The organism is Sulfitobacter sp. W074, from assembly GCF_025142275.1.
Taxonomy (GTDB): domain Bacteria; phylum Pseudomonadota; class Alphaproteobacteria; order Rhodobacterales; family Rhodobacteraceae; genus Sulfitobacter; species Sulfitobacter profundi.
The window spans coordinates 1,013,382-1,032,934 of record NZ_CP081130.1 but is presented as its reverse complement, the minus strand read 5'-3'; the positions used below and the strand labels follow the sequence as shown (position 1 = coordinate 1,032,934).

The window sequence follows — 19,553 nt, the reverse complement described above, 5'->3', positions numbered from 1 at the left end:
ACCCGATTTTATAGATTCGAGTGCACACGAGTGCAGTTCTTTTTCCAATTATCAATGATTTTGTCAATATAAATATTGCACCGATTGCCGCACACCTGTGCAATGATCTTGTCAAAGCTCGTTTTTCCCTGCAAAACAAGGTCAAATTGGATTTAGGGTGCGCAATGACAGAGACACGGGTGACAGCAGAAGATGTTGCACGACTTGCCGGAGTATCTCGGTCGACAGTGTCGCGTGCGTTCACCCCTGGCCGTGTGGTCAACAAGGACACGCGTGCAATCATCCTTAGGGCGGCGAAGAAACTTGGATACGAGCCAAACGCTCTTGCACAAGCGCTGATTTCAAAGCGATCACAGATCGTGGGCGTCATGATGGGGGAATTGAGCAATCCCTTTCACGCCGTGCTGCATCAAGCGCTCGGCCGTAGCCTGCATGAACACGGTCTGATCCCGGTTTCCGCACAACTTGTGCCGGGAGAGAGCGCCTCTGGGTTTATCTCGATGTTCCGGCAGTATCAGGTGAACGTCGTTGTGTTGACGTCACACAATTTCAGTGTGGATTGGATCGACGCACTACGCAACGCTGGACTCAAGGTTGTACTCCTTAATCGCGTTGACGAAGAACGCTATACATCGGCGATCTGCGCTGATCACGCCCAGGGAGGCTATATCGCCGCCCGCCATCTTTTGGAGCGTGGGTGCACGCGGATCGGAGTTTGCGAAGGCACCGATGGATATTGGACCAGCGCGACACGCCTTCAGGGCCACCTGAAAGGACTCGAAGCCGCCGGTCAGACGCCGGTATTCGTAAGCAAGGGTGATTATACCTATGCGTCCGGATCGGCATGCGCCGAGCGCATTCTGAACGGCGATTTACCAACCCCCGACGGGCTGCTGTGTCCGAATGATCTGTTCGCGATCGGTCTAATGGACCGGCTACGTGCGCGTGCAGGAATGCGGTTTCCCGAAGACATTGCCGTAATCGGTTTCGATGATATTCCGATGGGGGCGTGGGAAGGGAACTCGCTGACAACAGTCAGGCTCCCGATTGGTCAAATGGCCGATCGAACAGCAGAAGTCATCGCACGAAACAATTCAGGAACTAAAGTGCTGGACGAGACCATCTGGATTCCGTGCAGGATTGTCGCTCGCTCCTCAGCTTGACTGTTTTAACCCTCGTTGATTTCCCAAACAGCTTGAGAATTCAGGTTTTCGAGTCCCCTCATTCTGCCTAGCGCATAACGCGCACCTTCCGCGACGTTTTGGACAAACGGGATCGCCGCCGGTCTTGGGGCGCTTGGCTGGCTAGAAGTTCGGCTGAGCAGAACATCTGGGAAAAACTATTATCGAAAATTATGTTGACGTTATTATTGATAATTTCGTAGAGAAGATAGAAATTAACGAAAGGAGCCTAGGATGCCGGATCTTGACTGGCCAATTCCAGACACAGCACCCGAACCCTTGGGTGACCACCTCTTCGCTGTTGCGACAGTCAAATGGGTATTCGATGTTGCCTCACACCGTGTTGAGGACTTTCACCAGTGGCTTGCCAATAATGAAGAGGCGCTCGCCCGCGAACTCGCTGAAGCGGATTTCGGCGTCGGCTATGTCGGCACCTACGGTGTTGTCGACCCCGCTTCGGGTTACGACGCGGTGCGACGGTATCGCACCTACTGGACCTTCAAAAGCGCCGCAGCCCTCGAGGGCTGGAATCCCGACGCGGATACGTCTGATTCCCCGCCGCTGAAACGAGTCAACGAACTCGCCTCTTATTGGATGGCTGACAGAGGTTCATGGGAAGAAATCTATATTCCCGCCGCTCTTGGTCCTTCTTACAAATTCGCGGGCGAGTACAAGTACTTGCCGCGCGGAAAGCTCATGTAAACCGGAGATTCCGATGCCTAGACTTGTATGGACGATCCCCGAAACGATTGATGCCGACGGACCGCACCTATTCGCGCCACTGTTCGTGAAATGGGTTTTCTCGGTACCTCCCGAAGACATTCGCGGCTTTCATGCCTGGCTGCGCGAAAACGAGGCTGCGCTCGCCAGCGAGCTCGCGGCCCTCGATTGCGGCGTCGGGTACAAGGGCACATACGGTATCGCCACCACGCAGGACGCTGGATACCTAAAGATCCCGCGTTACCGAACCTATTGGACATTCGAAAGCCGCAAGGCAATGGACGCTTGGGATCCTACCTCGTCCGATCTGCCCGAAAGCCTACGCGTGCGACTACGCTACCTTGCCAATCTCTGGCTGGTCGACAGCTATCAGCTTTCGGAAACCTATATTCCAGCCGTAGCCGGTCAAGCCTATAAAGTCGGCGGAACCTATCGCCATTTTGCGGACGACCTGCCGTGACCCGTCCCGCGACATCACAAACCGTTCGAACACTTCTTTGCGCTGCCAATCTGTCGGACAAGGTGGTTTCGGGGTTCGTTCCCGTCGCCAAGATTGCTGCCATGGTTTTGCTTGTCACCACGATTTTCGATCTGGTCTCGCGTCGGTTCTTTGTTCTGGGTTCGACGCGACTACAGGAAATGGAATGGCACATGCACGTTGTGCTGTTCGCGTTGTGTCTGGGTTACGCCTACGCCAAGGACCGCCATGTGCGGATTGATCTGTTTCACTTGGGGTTCGGCGCGCGGCGAAAATGGATGATCGAGATATTTGGAATCGTGTTTCTGGCGCTGCCGTATTTGCTGCTTCTGCTCTACTTCAGTGCGCAGTTCTTCTGGCAATCCTTCGTCATTGACGAACCCTCCAAAGCAGCGCTCGGGATTCCGCACCGCTGGATTATTAAGTTCTTCCTGCCCTTGGGCATTGGGTTGCTGATTGTGGCGACGCTGGGCGTGTTCTGCCGCGCATTGGCAGGACTGTTGTTGCCACCTGACTCTGAAAGTACTGTACAATGATAGCCGACCTGCTCCCCATCATCATGTTCGCGAGCGTCATTGTCCTGATATTTACAGGATACCCTGTGGCCTTTGTCTTGGGTGGGACGGCGACGATCTTTGCGATACTCGGCATGATGCTAGACCGTTTCAACTTCATCCAATTCTTTTCCACGGTGCCACGGATTTGGGGGGGCGTCGCTGAAAACCTCGTCATGACCGCCATTCCGATGTTCGTTTTGATGGGTCTTATTCTCGAACGCAGCGGCGTCGGACGCGATCTGGTGACCTGCATGTATATGCTGATGCGCCGTGTGCCGGGTGGGCTCGCCGTCGCAGTGGCGTTGATCGGCACAGTTATGGCTGCTGCAACGGGCATTATCGGGGCCTCGATCACAATGCTGACGGTCCTGACCTTGCCGATCCTGCTGGCCAGCGGGTACAGCCCCAAACTTGCGACAGGCACTGTCGCGGCTTCTGGAACGCTTGGCATTCTGATCCCACCCAGCATCATGCTGGTTATCATGGCAGAGCTTTTGGGCCAGTCCGTGGCCGACCTGTTCTTTGCGGCGCTGATCCCGGGGTTGATGCTTGCTTCGTTCTACATGGCTTACGTCATCATCTTTGCGCTGCTTTCGCCCAAATCCGCCCCAACGCCTAAACCCGTAACGAACAAGGCGACGTTTGCGGCCAGCTCGCTCGTCATCGGCCTCGGGCTTTTCCCGCCCGCGTTTCTTATCTTCCTTGTTCTGGGTTCCATTCTTTTTGGCTGGGCGACACCAACCGAGGCCGCGGGCGTCGGTGCATTTGGCGCAATCTTACTTGCCCTGTTTTACAAACCAGCCGTCAATTTTGCCTATGCAAAGCTCGGAGTATCCCCTGACGTTCTACCCGGCTTTGGTGAAGATGACGCAAAGGCGGCGGCGCAAAGCTGGTTCAGCCGCTTTTGGCACACGCTCGACAGTTCGCTTGAAGAGCTTTGCCGAATGACTGGCATGCTGTTCCTGATAATCATCGCGGCCACATCGTTTTCTTTCGTGTTCCGCGTGCTCGGTGGCGATCATTTAATCATCACTTTCGTCGAAGGGATCGGCCTTGGTTCGTGGGGACTTCTCATTCTCATAATGGTCCTCTCCTTCGTTCTTGGCTTCTTCTTCGACTGGCTCGAGATATCTCTCATCATTCTTCCGATATTCGCGCCGATCATCGCATCCCTGGACTTCGGGGATCATCTGGCATCCTGGCAAATCTCGATCTGGTTTCTGATTTTGATGTCGATAAATCTTCAGACATCATTTCTCACGCCACCGTTCGGTTTTTCGCTCTTCTTTCTAAAAGGTGCGGCTCCGCCGTCGGTCAAACTGCGCGATATTTATCTCGGAATTATCCCATTCGTGCTGATCCAGCTCGTTTGCCTGACACTGGTCATGATGTTCCCGCAAATCGCGCTCTGGCTGCCGACAAAATTCCTTTAGGCCGGCCACGGCCCGCCTAACGACCTCAATCGACATATATCTAACATCCAAGGGAGGACTAAAATGACAATCCTGTTCAACAAACTAACGACTACCGCGATGGCCCTCGCACTCGGTGCAGGCATGCTGGCCAGCAGCGCGCTGGCCCAAGATAAGGTCGTCATCAACATGCACACCACTGTGGGCAGCAACGTGAAAATTCTTGGGTCAAACGCCAAGATCTTTGCTGACCGCGTAAACCAAATATCAGGTGGGACAATCGAAATCCGTCATTTCGAGCCGGGCGCATTGGTCCCCGCTGTCGAATATTTCGACGCACTCAGCGTAGGTGCGCTTGACTCTGCATGGGGATCAGCAGGCACAAACGCAAACAAGAATCCCGCACTTGTCCTGTTCACCTCCGTGCCGTTCGGACCTTCGCCGGGAGAGATGCTGGGTTGGCTTTATCATGGTGGCGGGATTGAGCTTTATGATGAAATCTACGCATCCTTCAACGTCAAGGGGCTGCCCTGTTCCATGATCGCGCCCGAAGCGGCCGGATGGTTCAATACGCCAATCGATACAGTTGATGATCTCAAAGGGTTGAAATTCCGGATCTTTGGTCTTGGGGGCAAAACGCTCGAAAAACTCGGCGTCTCGACGCAGTTGCTCGCCGGGGGTGATATTGCGCCTGCTCTGCAACGCGGCACAATCGACGGTGCAGAATTCGCAAATCCGGCGGTCGACGTGAGCTTTAGCTTTCATAAACTGGCGGATTATTACTACTTCCCCGGTTGGCACCAGCAGTCCAGCGTTCAGGATTTCACCATGAACCTCGACAGTTGGAACGCGTTATCGCCAACGCATCAGGCAGTGATCGAATCTGCCTGCGCAGAAAGCCTGATGAGGGTATTCGCTGAAGGCGAAGCACTTCAGGGCGAGGCGCTTCGAACCGTAGAAGAAGAAGGTGTAGAAGTGCGAAAGCTGTCCGATGACGTTATCGCAGCACTTCGTACAGCATGGGATGAAGTCGTGGAAGAAGAAGCGGCGGCAAATCCCGATTTCGCGCGCGTATATGAATCGTACAAGGCGTTTCGCGAAGACTATAAGCTCTGGAGCGAAATCGCGTATGTAGACTAGCGATCAGATCCCGGTGGGCCGATACATTTCGGTCCACCGCAGATCAAAGTACCGGCCGTAACGGCGCGCCGCGTTGAACTCTTTTTGCAGCGTAGCTTCGTTCACAGGGCATTGCCAAGTTGTTGGCCGCGTGTCGTAGGGTTTTGCTGGTCTGTAAATTACGCCATCATCTCGATGGTGTATTCTGCCCAGAGGCTGAACGCGTCAGCTCGGGCGCGGCGATATGAGTTTGCGGTGAGTTGAAATCGGCGGGGACGGAAAATCAGGTTGATCTGATCGTGAGCGGATAGAAACCTCTGAGCCTGCCGATGTGACTTGAACCGGCCGAATATCTTCTCTCGCTTCCGGGTCGGCCTGTGTGATCCTTCGATGGCGTTGTTCAATCGCTTGTGGGCGCGGTGGTCGGCGTCCGGTGCCAATGTTTTGATCGGCTTGACATAGCTGCGCAGCTTGTCGGTGATCACGACCCTCGGCTCGCCGAACTGATTGATCAGCCTTTGGAGAAACCGCTTGGCTGCTTTAGCGTTTCGTCGCGTTTGCACGAGAATGTCGAGGATGTCCCCTTCCGCGTCGATGGCACGCCACAGCCAATGTTTCTTCCCTCGAATCGAAATAACGACCTCATCCAGATGCCATTTGTCATTGGGGCGAGGACGATCGCGCCGGACGCAATTTGCGAAATGTGGACCAAAGCGATTGACCCACAACCGGATCGCTTCCCGGCTTACAATCACACCGCGCTCGGCCAGCAGGTCTTCGACGTCGGCCGTGCTCATTGCGAAGCGATGGTAAGCCCAAACAGCGTATGCGATGATTTCGCGAGGGAACCGGAAGCCCTTCAGGCGCAGGACACTGGTTGGGATTCTCATGACGTTGAAATAGCCTGATCATGCAAGCTGAACAACTTGGCAATGCCCTTCGCCCGGACTCATGGCTGTGACGACGAGATCCTTGAAGAGCTCGGGATCACGTTCCAGACCCTGACGACCAAAGAGGCCGGACAGAGCTCCCAGAAGATGACCAAGGTCATGCAGATCGGATCGGCTTCAAGCCTGCTGGTCGAGGCTCGCGCGATGCTCGCCGCTGTCACCGACGTCGAGCGAGCGGACTGGCGGCACGCCAGGCGTAACTGCGCCGCCGCAATCGCAATTGGCATTGGAGTCCCTGCCCGTCCCCGGGATGTCTTCGAACACCACATTTTCGGTCAGGGCCTCTTCTACGAACGCGGCGCCTACGTCTTCCGCTATCATCCCCGAAAAACACGGCGCACGATCAGCGAACCCCTTGAGGTAGAACTCAACGTCGAAGGTTGGTCGCCGTTCATCGACGCCCTGATCCTGCAGGACCAGGATCCGCGCTACCTCGATGAGCTCCGAGCCAAAGCGATTGCCGAGCGGCGGCCCCTCTACGTCAATTACGATGGATCCCGCTGTGTCTATCCTTGGTATAGCCGCCAATGGGCCAAGGTGACCGGCACCGGCGGACATATCGCGCGCACCCTTATCTATGATGAGATGGCAGGCTTGGGGGAGTTTGGGATTCTCTATGCCAAAAACTCGGCTCACCATGTTACCGACCAGATCAGCGATAAATATCGCTCCGATCGAGCCATTGCTGCAAGTCGTGAGATCGCAAAAAGAGCTATGATGGCCCGTGGTCAGGATGATGATATTGATGGGTTGTGAACCCACAGGCTCCCGCCTGCGCTATGGTCTAAAATGCAGATCGAATGTTCCAGCACTAATTCAAAACTTGACTTATAGCTTCCAAACCGGACTGACTTTTGCCAGTCGCTTGGAAATCCCATTTTAAACCGATCAGTGTTAGATCCTGCTTCGGTCGGTGTGCGCAGACGCTCACGCAGAGTGCTATCAGTTGCCTGTCGATCCATGAGGTGCAGCAGCACTACGAGGACATTATATAGCCTGATATCATTTTTTTTCATGAACTCCAATTTGGCACCCAAAAATAAGTAACCCCCGGTATTGAGCTCGGCGTGTAGACCGGTTGCCTGGAGGTGGGGTTATCTTTTCGGTAGGAACACTTGCAGGGTTTCAACATACCAGGCAAGGACGTCTAAACCCCATTAAGATCGGGCTCGTCGGCGCGCCCCTGTAACTTGCAGGCGCATTTCCATCAGCTTCTCGCTTACGCGATAAGAGCGTGCAGCTGTTCTTAGCCCCGTTTTCTGGCGGGCAATGCGTAGAGCCGCTTCTCCAGGCACCAAGAGAGTTGGACCTAACCAACTGGCCTCAGCTTCGCAAATTTTGTCTACTTTGCCTCTACCGCCGTGACCAAAATTTTCTGGTGAATGAAGCAAAAGCCCATGCGCCAACTCGTGAGCAAGATCTGCTGCTTGCCGCGGCAGCCCATGTCCATCGTTCAAAATAATCAGCGGATTGTCTCCATCTGGAAACAGAGTAAGAGCTGAAAAGCCTTTGGGTCCTGTGCAGCTGCGCATCATGGCTACCTGATCCGGAAGACGATCTTCAAATTCAGATAAGTCCACAACGTTGAACTCAAGTAGCTTGGCAAGCTCCCATGGACAAATTGGGTCCCACTCTTCCAACTCAAGGTCGCGCCGAACGCACGCAGAAATGCGTTCCGCTTCTGCTTTGAACCCTCGTCTCAACTTGGTCACCGCGTCTTGAACCCTTCGTAGGCTGATTCAATAATTTTCGCGAGCGCTTCGGCCTGAGCGGAGCCCAAATTAGGATCCGCACGAAAAAGCACACGGGCTTTGTCGAGAGGAGAGGTCTCGCGTTGGTCAGTTTCACCCGGTGCCCGCATGAAATCATCAGCGCTGAATTTGGCCCATGAACACAGTGAGGCAAGGCTATCTACGTCAGGTCGCTTGCCCTGCGACAGCCGCGTCATTGTAGACGCGCTCACCCCTGATTGTTCTGCAACCTTGCGCCAAGCCAGACCCCTTTCCTCACGAAGGCGGTCCAAAGCGGCGAAAAAACCCGTAGTGTCGAATTTCACTTCAGACACAATATTTCACTCTTGCAATCATTCCGGAATCCCTTTAGTTCAGATTTAGGCGTTGCAATATCGTTACGCCATACCGAAATCGATAAAGGTGAACGACATGGTAAGCAAGAGTAAAAACTATCGTAGCGCAAAGACAGGACGCTACGTGAGCAGCGGACAAGGTAAGGCAAACCCGCGAACCACAGTCGCTGAAACGCCTGGAAAGAGCGGTTCAACCGGGGGCGGCTACCGCAGCGCAATATCCGGAAAATTCGTTACTGCCAAACATGGCAAATCAAGCCCCCATACAACTGTCCGAGAGAAATAATGGAGAAAGGAGCCGAGCCATGAAACGCATCGTCATCCTCTGCGATGGGACTTGGAACAGAGCAGACAGCGAGACCCCTACCAACGTGGTTCGTCTTGGCCAAGCCCTGCGCCCGACTGACCGTAGTGGCACGGTTCAAGTGCCTATCTATGTCCAAGGGGTAGGCACCGGAGAAGGTGTAACCTTCTGGTCTCAAACGTTAGACCGAATACTGGGAGGAGCTCTGGGGTGGGGGCTGACCGAGAATATCGTGGAGGCATACCGCCATCTCGTTTTTCTCTACGAACCCGGTGACGAGATTTCCATATTGGGCTTTTCGCGGGGGGCATATACCGCGCGATCCTTAAGCGGGTTTATTCGCTGCACTGGAATCATTGCACGCGACGACCTTTCCTTGCTTCCACAGGCAGTCAGTCGCTATCGAGAGCGTGGAAACAGAGAGCTTAACCCGCGGTCAGAGCGGAGTCTGGCTTTCCGCGCGCATGTAATGCGATCTCGAGTAGCCACTGGAGGAGATGAAGAAAACACTTGGCGTCGCAGTAAGGGTCTGCCTGAAGTGCCTTTGTTCCGGATAGCCTATCTCGGTGTCTGGGATTCAGTAGGGGCACTTGGAGTGCCCAGTCACATCCCCCTTCTGGGTAAATTGACTGCACGTCGATATGAATTCCATGACGCAGACCTTTCAAGCATGGTTGCCTCAGCCCGCCACGCCGTAGCACTTGACGAACAACGTAGATCATTTGAACCCACTCTCTGGACAAATGTTGCTACGTTGAACGAAGAAGTTGGTGCCGGATCAGATGGCGAACCTCAGTATCAGCAGTTGTACTTTTCGGGTGACCATGGGTCTGTCGGCGGTGGCGGCGACATCACCGAACTATCAAGTATAGGCCTGACATGGATCATGGACGGCGCAACGGCGGCAGGGCTGGAATTCAATACAGAACGTATCCTTGATATCAAATCGGAACATAACCCCTACGGTCCTTTGCGGAACCAGAGTCGTCCGCCACAGGGCTTGATTGATCGCCTAACACGCTTGAGGCCCCAAGAAAGAAAGGGGCCCGTTAGTATAGAAGAGGTCCACCCATCAGTCCTTCTTCGTTGTGCAAAGCAGGAGACAAACGACCTGTCTTACAAGCCGAGTAGCCTTTATCGGATTGCGCCTCAAATTTTTGACAGAAGCTTTTCGGCTAATTTCTTACCACATTGACCATTGTAGGCGTCCCGAACCTGAAAGTTTTTATTGCTGAGAAGTCGAAAGTTTCCCGAGACGCGTGAGGTGCAACCTTCCGGGAATATGACACGTTTGACATATATATCGGAGCATCAGGTTCGAACGTGATCCAATTAAACTACCCTATCATCCCTGTTGCAAAAACATGGCGCTATCAGGATCGTAGCAATATCCAGAAATCGAACCGTCCTTAATCTTCTCAACCGCTTCGTTGATCACAAAGAGTGGCACCAAGAACCATTCACGTGGCACTACGGGACGACCGAACCGATCCATGATCTCAATCTCAAGCCGTGCAGGCTCAAAAATGCGATGAACCAGGTTTTCGAGCTTTGTGCGATTGATGTTGTAGAGCTCATAGGTCGCAACGATCTCGACATTCGCCATTAGGAACGTAGGTTGAAGGTGAGCCCCAGCGATGCGTTTTTCCACGCTCATGTTGGTGACGCCGATCTTGTGCACCAGCTCTCGGTTTTCGGTCACGAGCGGGTGATCTGACTTACTTCGCAGCACATAGATTGTGCCGCTTGCTTCGTCTCCATCAATGGTCTGATCTGAAAACAGCGGGCCAGCGGTTGGTTCGGTGATCCGGCGACCGGCATCATCCTTGTTCAGAGCCCGCTGAAGCGAGCGCATTAGCATGCTGCTCTCAGTGCCATTGTCAAAAATCACACGCAAACGGACATCGGTGCGCCCCTGGTCGTTGATCGTAGTCTCACCCTTCTCGGCAACATAAGCTTTTTGGCCGCTGACGATAAAAAACCGCCCTTTCTCAATCTCAGCCTTCATTTCAAAAGGACGCGTTTCTCGTAAGCCGCTGTTCAGCTCGTTTTGCACTTGTTCGAAGAGCGGCTTAAAGGTGTCAAAGTCTTCACGCCGATCACGGTTCGCGATGTCTTCCGCCGCCTTTTTTTCAGCAGTTGAGCGAACGTGCTTCAGCTCTGTGATCGGGGGCGCATCGACATCAATACCGAGCTCAGCCAAAAGCGCGTCATCCTCAAGATCCTCTGTATCAGCTGGCAACATTGATACTGATCCGGACAGAAGTCCTTGATAGTCCAATGGTTCCACCAACTCACGGCATTCTTGCACATTACGGATCTGGTCCAGTCGAACAGCGTATAGCCGCTCGAAGATGTCTCCACTTTCACCATGTTGCGGCTGCCGCCCCTGCTCTTCGGTAAAGCGCTGTATCTCAACGTGCGGATCGTGGCGCTACGGTTATTCTTCAGCACGACCTGGCAAATCAAATGACTGCTTTAAAGTAGCTGCGACGACGATTTTCAGGATACGCGTCGGCTGATCCGAGGCGTTCCAAAAGGTCTGCAACCGGCCTTTGAAAACAAGACTGTAGTCACCCCTATTCAGACACTGCGGCTGCCACCTCGGCCGCAGTGGGCAACGGTGCCACCGCGCCGTAGCCTGCAACCGACAGCGCCGAGGCCACGACCGCATAGCGGCAGGCGGCTTCAGGCGTGTCCCCGGCGGTCAAGCGGCTAAGAAACGCTCCGTCGAAGCAATCGCCGGCGCCGGTGGCATCGACTGCGGCAACCGGGACGCCGGGCACATGGGTGATGGTCCCGGCATGGCCCAGCAACGCGCCTTCTTCGCCAAGCGTCAGCGCGACGATATCGGGGCCCATATCGTGAAAGGCACGGACGATCTCCTCAGGTGCGTCGAGGCCGGTCAACTGGCGCGCGTCATCCAGACCCGGCAGCGCGACATCTGCCAGCCCAAGCGCTTGCCGGATCACCCGCCGGGCGTCCTCCAGCGACCAAAGCGCCAGCCGCAGGTTTGGATCGAACGACGCCCTGCGCCCCGCGGCCCGCGCCATGCGCATGGATTCGAGCCCGGCTTCGCGTGCATTGGCACTGATGGCGAGGGTAATACCCGACACATGTGTAAACTGCGCGCCTTTGATCCCCTCGATAGGCAAGGCATCGGCGGTCAGCAGACTGGCGGCAGAACCGGCGCGCCGGTATTCGAACCCGTGCCCATCGGCGTCGTGCCGCACGAAATAGAGCCCAGTCGGCGCGGTAGCATCCGTCACGACACAAGAGGCATCCACCCCTTCATGCTCCCAAAGCGCACGCAGTTCGGCGCCAAACCCGTCGTCGCCGAGACGTGTGGCGATAGCGCTTGCGGCGCCGAGCCGCGCCGCAGCGATCGCGACATTCGAGACGTCCCCGCCGAACCCCTGACGCCAATCGCTGCCGCTGATCTGGTTGAACTCGACCAGCGGCTCGCCGATGCAGATGATGTCACAGTCGCGCATGGGATCAGTGGTTGTTGCGCGGCAGGCCGCGGTTGGTGATGTCGCGGTATTCGGTGGCACCGTCAAAGACCATACCTTCCGAGAGTGGGCGCACCCGCTCGCGGAAGATTTCCTGCCAAGGGGATTGGCTCATTGGCTGGGGGAAGCCGCCTGCGGCGTCGAGGGCGGCACGACGGTCGGCCAATATGCTCTCATCCAACAACACATCCACCCGGCGGCGTTTGAGGTCGATGAGGATCGGGTCACCGTCCTTGAGGAGCGCAAGCCCGCCCCCGTCCGCGGCTTCCGGCGACGCATTGAGGATTGAGGCCGAGCCGGAGGTCCCGGACTGGCGGCCATCGCCGATGCAGGGCAACGCCCGTATTCCCTGTTTGATGAGGTAGCTGGGAGGACGCATGTTCACCACTTCGGCACCACCGGGATAGCCCTTCGGCCCGGCACCGCGCATCACCAGCACGCTGTCGCCGGTCAGTCCCAGGGCCGGATCGTCGATCCGCGCGTGGAAGTCTTCGGGGCCATCGAACACGGCGACCTTCCCTTCGAACGCCTGTTCCGGATTGTCGAAATAGCGCGCGCGAAAGGCCGGATCGATGGCGGAGGTCTTCATCAATGCGCTGTCAAACAGATTGCCGCCCATATTGAGAAATCCCGCGTTGGGTTTCAGCGGTGCCGCGACCGTGCGGATTACGTCGTCATCGAGAATAGGCGTTTCGGCGTAGAGTTCGGCCATGGTCTTGCCGGTCACGCTCAGCGCCTCTGGATGCGGCAACAGCCCTGCACGCAGCAACTCGCCGATCACAGCGGCGGTCCCGCCTGCACGGTGGAAATCCTCGCCGAGGTAACTGCCCACCGGCTGCATGTTGACCAGAAGCGGCACGGCGTGGCCGAGCTCTTCCCAATCCGCGTTGCTCAGCGAAATGCCCAGATGCGCGGCGATGGCATTTAGATGGATCGGCGCGTTGGTCGAACCCCCAAGGGCCGAGTTCACGACGATGGCGTTCTCGAAAGCCGCGCGCGTCATGATCTGCGCCGGGCGCAGGTCTTCGCGCACCATGTCGACGATCCGATGCCCGGTGTGATAGGCTGCCTGCCCCCGCTCGCGGTAAGGTGCGGGGATCGAGGCGACGCCCGGCAATTGCATGCCCAATGCCTCCGACAGCGAGTTCATCGTCGAAGCGGTGCCCATCGTATTGCAGAACCCAACCGAGGGCGCTGACGAGGCAGCGATCTCCAAGAACTCCTCGGCGTCGATCGTGCCTGCCGCAAGCTCCTGCCGCGCCTGCCAGATCACCGAGCCCGACCCCGCCCGTTCGCCGCGATGCCAGCCGTTCAGCATCGGACCGACCGAGAAGGCCAGCGCCGGCATGCCCACCGTGGCCGCGGCCATCAAGAGCGCGGGCGTGGTCTTATCGCAACCGATGGTCAGGACCACGCCGTCGATCGGATAGCCGTAGAGGCTTTCGACAAGGCTCAGATAGGCAAGGTTGCGATCCAGCATCGCCGTCGGACGTTTGCCGGTCTCCTGGATCGGATGGACCGGGATTTCCATCGGGACGCCCCCGGAGGCGATGATGCCGTCGCGGGTCCGCTTGGCCAGCTCGATGTGATGGCGGTTACAGGGGCTCAGATCGCTGCCGGTTTGCGCGATTCCGATCACCGGCTTGCCCGACCGAAGCTCTTCCAGAGTAAGCCCGTAGTTGAGATACCGCTCGATATAGAGCGCGGTCATCTCCGGATCGTCGAGGTTGTCGAACCACTGGCGGGAGCGCAGGGATTTGAAATCAGTCATAATCAGTCTTTCAGCGGCCGGTCACACCCGGGAAGGCAATGAGAATGCCAAGCGCCAGGATCTGAAGGGCAATGAAGGGCAGGAGTGAGCGAAAGATCTCACCAAGCGAGATATCGGGCGGCGTGACCGACTTCAAATAGAAGGCGGCCGGGCCGAAGGGCGGCGACAGGAAGCTGACCTGCATGTTCATCGCAAAGACGACGCCGAACCACACCGGATCGAGGCCCAGATCGCGAATGATCGGAACGAAGATCGGCATCGTCAGCAGCGCGATCCCCACCCAGTCGAGGAACATGCCCAGCACGAAGAGGATCGCCATCATGAACAGCACGATCACGGTCGGATTGTCGGACACACCGGTGATCAGGTTGGACACGAAGGTGATCCCACCCATCAGATTGAATACCCCGACCAGCGCCGAGGCACCAATGCCGATCCAGACGATCATTCCGACCGTAGCCAAGGTGCGTTTGGCGGCGCCGATCATCAGCTCGAAGGTGAATTCGCCGCGGATCATCGTCGACAGCGTGACGCCGATCACACCGATGGCCGAGGCTTCGGTCACGCTGGCGATACCGCCGTAGATCGAGCCGAGCACGAAGATGACCACCATGATCGGCAGGATGAGGCCCTTGAGGAGGCGAAGCTTCTCGGCGGTCGTTGTCTCATCCGGTTCCGGGATCGGCGCGACCTCTGGGTTCATATAGGCCCGCACGAGAACGTAGATGATATAGAAGCTCGCCAACATCAGCCCCGGCATGAAGGACGCGGTGAAGAGGTCTCCGATTGAAACCGATGCGGTCAAACCGTAGATGATCAGCACGATTGACGGCGGCACCATCGTGCCCAGAGCGCCGCCGGCGCAGCAAACCCCGATAGCTAAACGCCGATCATAGCCGAGTCGCAGCATCTGCGGCAGCGCCAGCAAGCCCAACAGCACGACTTCGCCCCCGATGATCCCAGACATCGCGGCAAGCACGACGGCAACCAGCAGGGTCTGGATCGCAACGCCACCGCGCAGGCGTCCGCCGACCACGCGCATCGCATCGAACAAGTCGCGCGCAATGCCCGAACGGTCGAGGATCGCGGCCATGAGCACGAACATCGGCACCGAGACGAAGACGAAAGAATTGACGAAGCTGAATATGCGGCTGGTGATGAGCGGCACCGCCATCGGGCCAAACCACCCAAGGGCAAAGATCAGCGCGACCAACAGGGTGACGAACGCGAGCGGCATGCCTGTGAGCAAAAGCAGGAACAGAATGACGAACATCACCCCGGTCGCAACCTCAATGCCCATTGTCTTGAAGTCCTGCAGCACTGTGAAGAGGTCCATCACTGGCTCCGCCTTGTCATGTAGTTCCAGGCGAGGACAGCGAACTGCACAGCCATTATCACGAGAATTGAGAAAAGAAATATCTTGAGGAGCCCCGGAGTGGGCGGGTCCCACGCGCTGCCACTGCTTTCCAGCCGGATCGCACCAGACGGCGTCCAGACTGCACGGACGAGGCTTTGCCACGCCGCCCAGCCGAAAAAAGCCGTTGCCACGAGGCACACCAGCGATATCACCACATCGAGGATCCGTCTCCACGGCCGCGACAGGTAATCGTAGATCAAGACCACGCGGATATGGGCATCTCGGGACACCACATAGAGCCCGCCATAAACAAAGGCAGTCGCGTTCAGGAAGATCACGGTCTCATGGGCCCAGATCGTCGGCGCATTGAAGACATAGCGCAGCACCACCTCAATCCCCAGGATCACGGCGGACGCGAGAATGGCGAAAGCAAAGATGACGCCGAGCCGATCGATTCCGCGGCCCAGAAGCCCCGCCTCGTGGATCGCGCCATCAGGGGCGTCCAATTCGCCGATGGGATCTGGTCTATTCTCCATAGGGTCCTCGCGGATGAGCACCCTCCCGCATAGGCCGGGAGGGTGATTGCGTTTCAACGGTGCCTTACTTGAGCATGCCGTTCTCTTCGAGGTAGGCGGTCAGAGTTTCGTAGACCTTGCGCGAGGCTTCGGAGGCCTCGGCGGCTTTTTCCCACTCGGTCTTAGCAAAGGAGCGGAACTTGGCGCGCTCCTCGTCGGACCAGTTGTGAACGGTGATGTCGGGATTGGCTTCGGCTTCCTTAACTGCGGCCATGTCCCGCTCGGCTAAGGTCGAAACCTGCAGCTGCCTGAAATCCACCACGGACTCGGTGAGCCCGGCCTGGATGTCCTCGGGCATCGAATCCCACACGCCCTTATTGATCGAGACTTCGACCAAAGGCATCGAGTGGAAGCCCGGATAGACCGGATGGTTCGCCACGTCGTGCATACCTTGGGCGTGGTTGGTCGAGAAGACGGTGTAATCCGCCGCGTCGATCACGCCCTTGTCGAGCGAGGTGAAAACCTCCGACCCCGGCAAGTTTACAGGCGACGCACCCGCCGCGGCAAAGACCTTCTGCACCATGCCTTCCGGCGCCCGCATCTTCAGGCCTTTGAGATCATCCACACCTTCGAGCGGCACCTTCGACAAGAAGGCCTCGAGCCCGGGGGTGGTGGCGCCGATGAAGTGCAGCCCATAAGGCTCGAGCATCTCGTTCATCAACTCATTGCCGCCGCCATTGTCCATGAAATCGAACATCTGCTGCGGGTCAGACCATGCCCCAACCGGGTTAGCAATGAGGCCAAAGGCCGGTTCCTTGCCTGCAAAGTAGGAGGTATCGGTCACGTGACCGTCAATGATGCCCGCCGCAACGGCATCCTGAGATTCGGTATGTGCCACGATGGTCTCCACCGGCAGCAGTTCGATCTCGACACGACCGTCGGTCTTGGCGGCCACATCCTTGGCCCATTCCTGTTGCAGCAAGAAATTGGCGTTGCCTGCCGGATCAGACGACTGGAACTTGAGCGAAAAATCCTGTGCAGCAGCGGCACCGACCAATCCGGCGCTGATGAGTGCGGTAGCGGCCAGAAGCCTTGCGGTAATACGCATCTATCTATCCTCCCTGTGAAAACTCGGAGCCAAGACTGGCCACGATTGGCTGGACGCTAATGACAGCGCTGTCATCTGTCAACCATTCACAAAGATACCAGCATGTGATACGCAATAGGGTATGAAGAAAAACGCGAGATACAAACGGGTTACGCTCGACGACGTTGCTGCCGAAGCCAGTGTCAGCGCTATCACGGTTTCGCGGTCGATTCGCTCTCCTGGCATGGTGTCCGCGAAGGTGCTCGAAAAGGTTCAGGCCGCCATCGACCGGCTTGGCTACGTCCCGGATCAGGCCGCCTCGGCGCTGGCCTCCGAGCGCACAAATGTCGTCGGGTTGCTGGTCCCCTCGCTGACTAACTCTGTTTTTTCGGACGTGCTGCGGGGGGTCTACGACGTTATCGAAGGCTCGGGCCTGTCGGTTCAGATCGGCAATTATCGCTACAGCCCCAGCAAGGAAGAAAACCTCGTGCGGACTTTCTTGCGACAGCGCCCCGCGGGGCTGATCGTGGCGGGGATCGACCAAACCGAGGCCGCCCGCGCCCTGCTCAAGACTGCCCCCTGCCCGGTTGTGCAGATCATGGATGTCACCGAGGCGCCGATCGATTTGCTGATCGGATTTTCGCACTACGATGGTGCCGTGGAAGCCACCCGGCATTTGACCCAAGAAGGCTATCGCAAGCCCGGCTTTTTGGGCGCGCGAATGGACCCGCGCTCTCAGGCGCGGCTGGCGGGTTTCACTGACGAGGCGCAGGCGCGCGGGGTGTTCGATCCCCGGCGGATCGTTACTACCACCCACCCCTCCTCCGTGGGCATGGGCGGCCAACTCCTCACCGATCTTTTGGCGCGGGCCCCGGATACCGACGCCGTCTTTTGCAACAACGACGACCTCGCCGCCGGCGCGCTGTTCGAGGCCGAGCGCCGCGGTATCAAGGTCCCCGAGCAATTGGGCATCTGCGGCTTCAACGATCTCGAAATGTCGCGCCACCTGAACCCCGGCATCACCTCGATAGCCACGCCCCGCTATGATGTCGGCGCCGGAGCGATGAGTCTGCTAAGCAACGCGATCACCGACCGGGCGGCGGTCAAGACACCCCAGATCCGTCTCGACGTCACGTTGATGAAGCGCGGATCGACCAACCGCGAGGGACAGTCGTGATCCCTCTCTCAACCTGTGACTGGATCCAGATATGTCGATGACCCCCGCACAAGCAAGCAAGATGACCCGGGAGATATGTTTCTTGGCGCCGATCATCCCTGTTTTGGTCGTCGAGGATGCCGCCCAAGCAACCGGCCTCGCCGAGGCATTGGTCGCGGGCGGACTTCCCGCACTCGAAGTGACACTGCGCACCCCCGCTGCATTGGAGGCCATTCGCGCGATGTCCAAAGTGCCGGGCAGCCATGTTGGTGCGGGAACGCTGATCACCCCGGCAGACGTCCGCGCCGCGAAACAAGCGGGCGCCACATTCGGCGTCTCCCCTGGCGCCACGGATGCTTTACTCGCGGCCTGCGAGGAAGAAAACCTACCGCTCTTGCCGGGCGCCGCAACCGCCTCGGAAGCCATGCGCCTGCTGGCACGCGGCTACGACATGCTGAAGTTCTTCCCCGCAGAAGCTTCCGGTGGCGCGCCCGCCCTCAAGGCCATCAGCGCCCCCCTGCCCCAGATCAACTTTTGCCCAACCGGCGGCGTGACCGCAGAAAATGCGGAAAGTTATCTGAAGCTGAGCAATGTCGTTTGCGCCGGCGGAAGCTGGGTGGCTCCACAGGGGTTGGTATCAGCGGGTCGCTGGTCCGAGGTCGAGGCGCTGGCCCGCGCCGCATCGAAGCTCAATTTGCGGGCTTGATATCTGACTTGCTGCTCTACGCACTATGAGAGCGTTGGCCTGGAGAAGGCCCGTTGGCAAAATCCATTTGGTGCAGTGTCGAACGTAGTACCAGACGTCGATCATGAATCATGCGTTTGTATTGAAGCATTTCGGTGACGGGTGGGAGGGTTGGCTATGATGAGCCCACGGCAGGAGGCCCAGCCGGCGTTGTTCTACAAGCTGTTGCTTGAGGCTCATGCACCGCAGGATCACCTGCGGTCGGTTGGCCGGTTCGTGGGTCTATTCAGTATCTAAGCAGAGTCCGTTTTGACCAAACTTGCAGCTCGAGCTCGCGCATGTACCAGAAGGCGCGATGAAACATCGGGCCCGAAAGCGTCTTCCCTTCCAAATACAGTGAATGACCTCCCCCAGCACTCGACTCTTTTTTGTTGGCTGATCGAAACCGCCAAGATCAACAGCGTCGAATTTTCGGTCAACCTCGAGATCACGCTTGAGACCGTCGCACGCAAACATCCTGGAGACGCTTTGACGAACTGCGGCTCTGGGCCTTCAAGCCGTCAAGCTGGAAGCAACATGTACACAGACGACGTTGACTAACATAGCGGCCTTGACGAGCACTACAATTAAAGTTAATTGTACTACAAAAGAGGGGTATTTGTC

Annotated in this window: 19 protein-coding genes; 10 read left to right on the top strand and 9 right to left on the bottom strand. The window is 57.2% G+C overall.

The features are described 5' to 3' along the window. The first annotated feature begins 20 nt into the window (after window positions 1-20). The 6 genes from K3762_RS05105 (at window position 21) to K3762_RS05080 (ending at window position 5,488) form a co-directional block, all read left to right on the top strand. Complete coding sequence (locus tag K3762_RS05105) at window positions 21-1,163, top strand: LacI family DNA-binding transcriptional regulator (RefSeq protein WP_260011946.1); 1,143 nt, start codon at window positions 21-23, stop codon at window positions 1,161-1,163. Window positions 1,164-1,415: 252 nt separating this feature from the next. Then, complete coding sequence (locus K3762_RS05100) at window positions 1,416-1,883, top strand: hypothetical protein (protein WP_260011942.1); 468 nt, start codon at window positions 1,416-1,418, stop codon at window positions 1,881-1,883. Window positions 1,884-1,896: 13 nt separating this feature from the next. Beyond that, a complete protein-coding gene (locus K3762_RS05095) occupies window positions 1,897-2,361 on the top strand; it encodes a hypothetical protein (RefSeq protein ID WP_260011941.1) in 465 nt (154 codons plus the stop codon). Continuing rightward, complete coding sequence (locus K3762_RS05090) at window positions 2,358-2,915, top strand: TRAP transporter small permease subunit (protein WP_260011940.1); 558 nt, start codon at window positions 2,358-2,360, stop codon at window positions 2,913-2,915. The genes K3762_RS05095 and K3762_RS05090 overlap by 4 nt, the downstream gene beginning before the upstream one ends. Beyond that, window positions 2,912-4,369 (top strand): TRAP transporter large permease subunit, encoded by a 1,458-nt coding sequence (locus tag K3762_RS05085; protein ID WP_260011939.1) that lies wholly within the window; start codon window positions 2,912-2,914, stop codon window positions 4,367-4,369. The genes K3762_RS05090 and K3762_RS05085 overlap by 4 nt, the downstream gene beginning before the upstream one ends. A 63-nt stretch (window positions 4,370-4,432) precedes the next feature. Further along, window positions 4,433-5,488 carry a TRAP transporter substrate-binding protein gene (locus K3762_RS05080; RefSeq protein ID WP_260011938.1) on the top strand — a complete coding sequence of 352 codons (1,056 nt, stop codon included), beginning with the start codon at window positions 4,433-4,435 and terminating at the stop codon, window positions 5,486-5,488. A 158-nt stretch (window positions 5,489-5,646) separates the two neighbouring features. On the opposite strand, the gene K3762_RS05075 is transcribed toward K3762_RS05080, so the two are convergent. Continuing rightward, window positions 5,647-6,357: an IS6 family transposase gene (locus K3762_RS05075; RefSeq protein WP_260011936.1), complete on the bottom strand. Its 711-nt coding sequence runs from the start codon at window positions 6,355-6,357 to the stop codon at window positions 5,647-5,649. 36 nt (window positions 6,358-6,393) lie between these two features. On the opposite strand from K3762_RS05075, the gene K3762_RS05070 reads away from it, so the two are divergent. Next, window positions 6,394-7,173 (top strand): hypothetical protein, encoded by a 780-nt coding sequence (locus K3762_RS05070; RefSeq protein ID WP_260011934.1) that lies wholly within the window; start codon window positions 6,394-6,396, stop codon window positions 7,171-7,173. Window positions 7,174-7,574: 401 nt separating this feature from the next. Here K3762_RS05070 and K3762_RS05065 read toward each other — a convergent pair whose 3' ends face one another. Both K3762_RS05065 and K3762_RS05060 read right to left on the bottom strand, forming a co-directional pair. Further along, window positions 7,575-8,129, bottom strand: a complete 555-nt coding sequence (locus K3762_RS05065; RefSeq protein ID WP_260011932.1) for an ImmA/IrrE family metallo-endopeptidase — start codon at window positions 8,127-8,129, stop codon at window positions 7,575-7,577. After that, a complete protein-coding gene (locus tag K3762_RS05060; protein WP_260011928.1) occupies window positions 8,126-8,482 on the bottom strand; it encodes a helix-turn-helix transcriptional regulator in 357 nt (118 codons plus the stop codon). The genes K3762_RS05065 and K3762_RS05060 overlap by 4 nt, the downstream gene beginning before the upstream one ends. A 326-nt stretch (window positions 8,483-8,808) precedes the next feature. Here K3762_RS05060 and K3762_RS05055 point away from each other — a divergent pair, with 326 nt between their 5' ends. Continuing rightward, the gene (locus K3762_RS05055; protein ID WP_260011926.1) at window positions 8,809-10,002 is read left to right on the top strand and encodes a DUF2235 domain-containing protein; all 1,194 of its coding nucleotides are present in this window, start codon (window positions 8,809-8,811) and stop codon (window positions 10,000-10,002) included. A 150-nt stretch (window positions 10,003-10,152) separates the two neighbouring features. Here the strand turns inward: K3762_RS05055 and K3762_RS05050 are convergent, their stop codons facing one another. From K3762_RS05050 to K3762_RS05025, 6 genes are all read right to left on the bottom strand, one after another. Beyond that, on the bottom strand, window positions 10,153-11,052 hold the full coding sequence (locus K3762_RS05050; RefSeq protein ID WP_260011921.1) for a GIY-YIG nuclease family protein: 900 nt from the start codon (window positions 11,050-11,052) through the stop codon (window positions 10,153-10,155). 334 nt (window positions 11,053-11,386) lie between these two features. Beyond that, window positions 11,387-12,301 carry a sugar kinase gene (locus K3762_RS05045; protein ID WP_260011918.1) on the bottom strand — a complete coding sequence of 305 codons (915 nt, stop codon included), beginning with the start codon at window positions 12,299-12,301 and terminating at the stop codon, window positions 11,387-11,389. Between the two features lie 4 nt (window positions 12,302-12,305). After that, entirely contained in the window at window positions 12,306-14,090 is a 1,785-nt protein-coding gene (locus tag K3762_RS05040; protein ID WP_260011916.1) for an IlvD/Edd family dehydratase, read from the bottom strand. A 10-nt stretch (window positions 14,091-14,100) separates the two neighbouring features. Next, window positions 14,101-15,426, bottom strand: coding sequence for a TRAP transporter large permease subunit (locus K3762_RS05035; protein WP_260011913.1), 1,326 nt, complete (start codon window positions 15,424-15,426; stop codon window positions 14,101-14,103). Beyond that, complete coding sequence (locus K3762_RS05030; RefSeq protein ID WP_260011911.1) at window positions 15,426-15,983, bottom strand: TRAP transporter small permease subunit; 558 nt, start codon at window positions 15,981-15,983, stop codon at window positions 15,426-15,428. The genes K3762_RS05035 and K3762_RS05030 overlap by 1 nt, the downstream gene beginning before the upstream one ends. A 64-nt stretch (window positions 15,984-16,047) precedes the next feature. Then, window positions 16,048-17,070, bottom strand: coding sequence for a TRAP transporter substrate-binding protein (locus K3762_RS05025; RefSeq protein WP_260011908.1), 1,023 nt, complete (start codon window positions 17,068-17,070; stop codon window positions 16,048-16,050). Between the two features lie 121 nt (window positions 17,071-17,191). Between K3762_RS05025 and K3762_RS05020 the strand changes: the two genes are divergently transcribed. Together K3762_RS05020 and eda are read left to right on the top strand one after the other, a co-directional pair. Continuing rightward, complete coding sequence (locus K3762_RS05020) at window positions 17,192-18,226, top strand: LacI family DNA-binding transcriptional regulator (RefSeq protein ID WP_260011907.1); 1,035 nt, start codon at window positions 17,192-17,194, stop codon at window positions 18,224-18,226. A gap of 31 nt (window positions 18,227-18,257) precedes the next feature. Further along, a complete protein-coding gene (gene eda, locus K3762_RS05015) occupies window positions 18,258-18,911 on the top strand; it encodes a bifunctional 4-hydroxy-2-oxoglutarate aldolase/2-dehydro-3-deoxy-phosphogluconate aldolase (RefSeq protein WP_260011905.1) in 654 nt (217 codons plus the stop codon). Window positions 18,912-19,553: the final 642 nt, after the last annotated feature.

Coding starts and splice junctions, on each gene's coding strand:
- K3762_RS05080 (WP_260011938.1), top strand. CDS start 4,433: ATGACAATCCTGTTCAACAAACTAACGACTACCGCGATGGCCCTCGCA.
- K3762_RS05030 (WP_260011911.1), bottom strand. CDS start 15,983: ATGGAGAATAGACCAGATCCCATCGGCGAATTGGACGCCCCTGATGGC.
- K3762_RS05045 (WP_260011918.1), bottom strand. CDS start 12,301: ATGCGCGACTGTGACATCATCTGCATCGGCGAGCCGCTGGTCGAGTTC.
- K3762_RS05050 (WP_260011921.1), bottom strand. CDS start 11,052: ATGTTGCCAGCTGATACAGAGGATCTTGAGGATGACGCGCTTTTGGCT.
- K3762_RS05020 (WP_260011907.1), top strand. CDS start 17,192: ATGAAGAAAAACGCGAGATACAAACGGGTTACGCTCGACGACGTTGCT.
- K3762_RS05085 (WP_260011939.1), top strand. CDS start 2,912: ATGATAGCCGACCTGCTCCCCATCATCATGTTCGCGAGCGTCATTGTC.
- eda (WP_260011905.1), top strand. CDS start 18,258: ATGTCGATGACCCCCGCACAAGCAAGCAAGATGACCCGGGAGATATGT.
- K3762_RS05025 (WP_260011908.1), bottom strand. CDS start 17,070: ATGCGTATTACCGCAAGGCTTCTGGCCGCTACCGCACTCATCAGCGCC.
- K3762_RS05035 (WP_260011913.1), bottom strand. CDS start 15,426: ATGGACCTCTTCACAGTGCTGCAGGACTTCAAGACAATGGGCATTGAG.
- K3762_RS05055 (WP_260011926.1), top strand. CDS start 8,809: ATGAAACGCATCGTCATCCTCTGCGATGGGACTTGGAACAGAGCAGAC.
- K3762_RS05095 (WP_260011941.1), top strand. CDS start 1,897: ATGCCTAGACTTGTATGGACGATCCCCGAAACGATTGATGCCGACGGA.
- K3762_RS05040 (WP_260011916.1), bottom strand. CDS start 14,090: ATGACTGATTTCAAATCCCTGCGCTCCCGCCAGTGGTTCGACAACCTC.
- K3762_RS05100 (WP_260011942.1), top strand. CDS start 1,416: ATGCCGGATCTTGACTGGCCAATTCCAGACACAGCACCCGAACCCTTG.
- K3762_RS05075 (WP_260011936.1), bottom strand. CDS start 6,357: ATGAGAATCCCAACCAGTGTCCTGCGCCTGAAGGGCTTCCGGTTCCCT.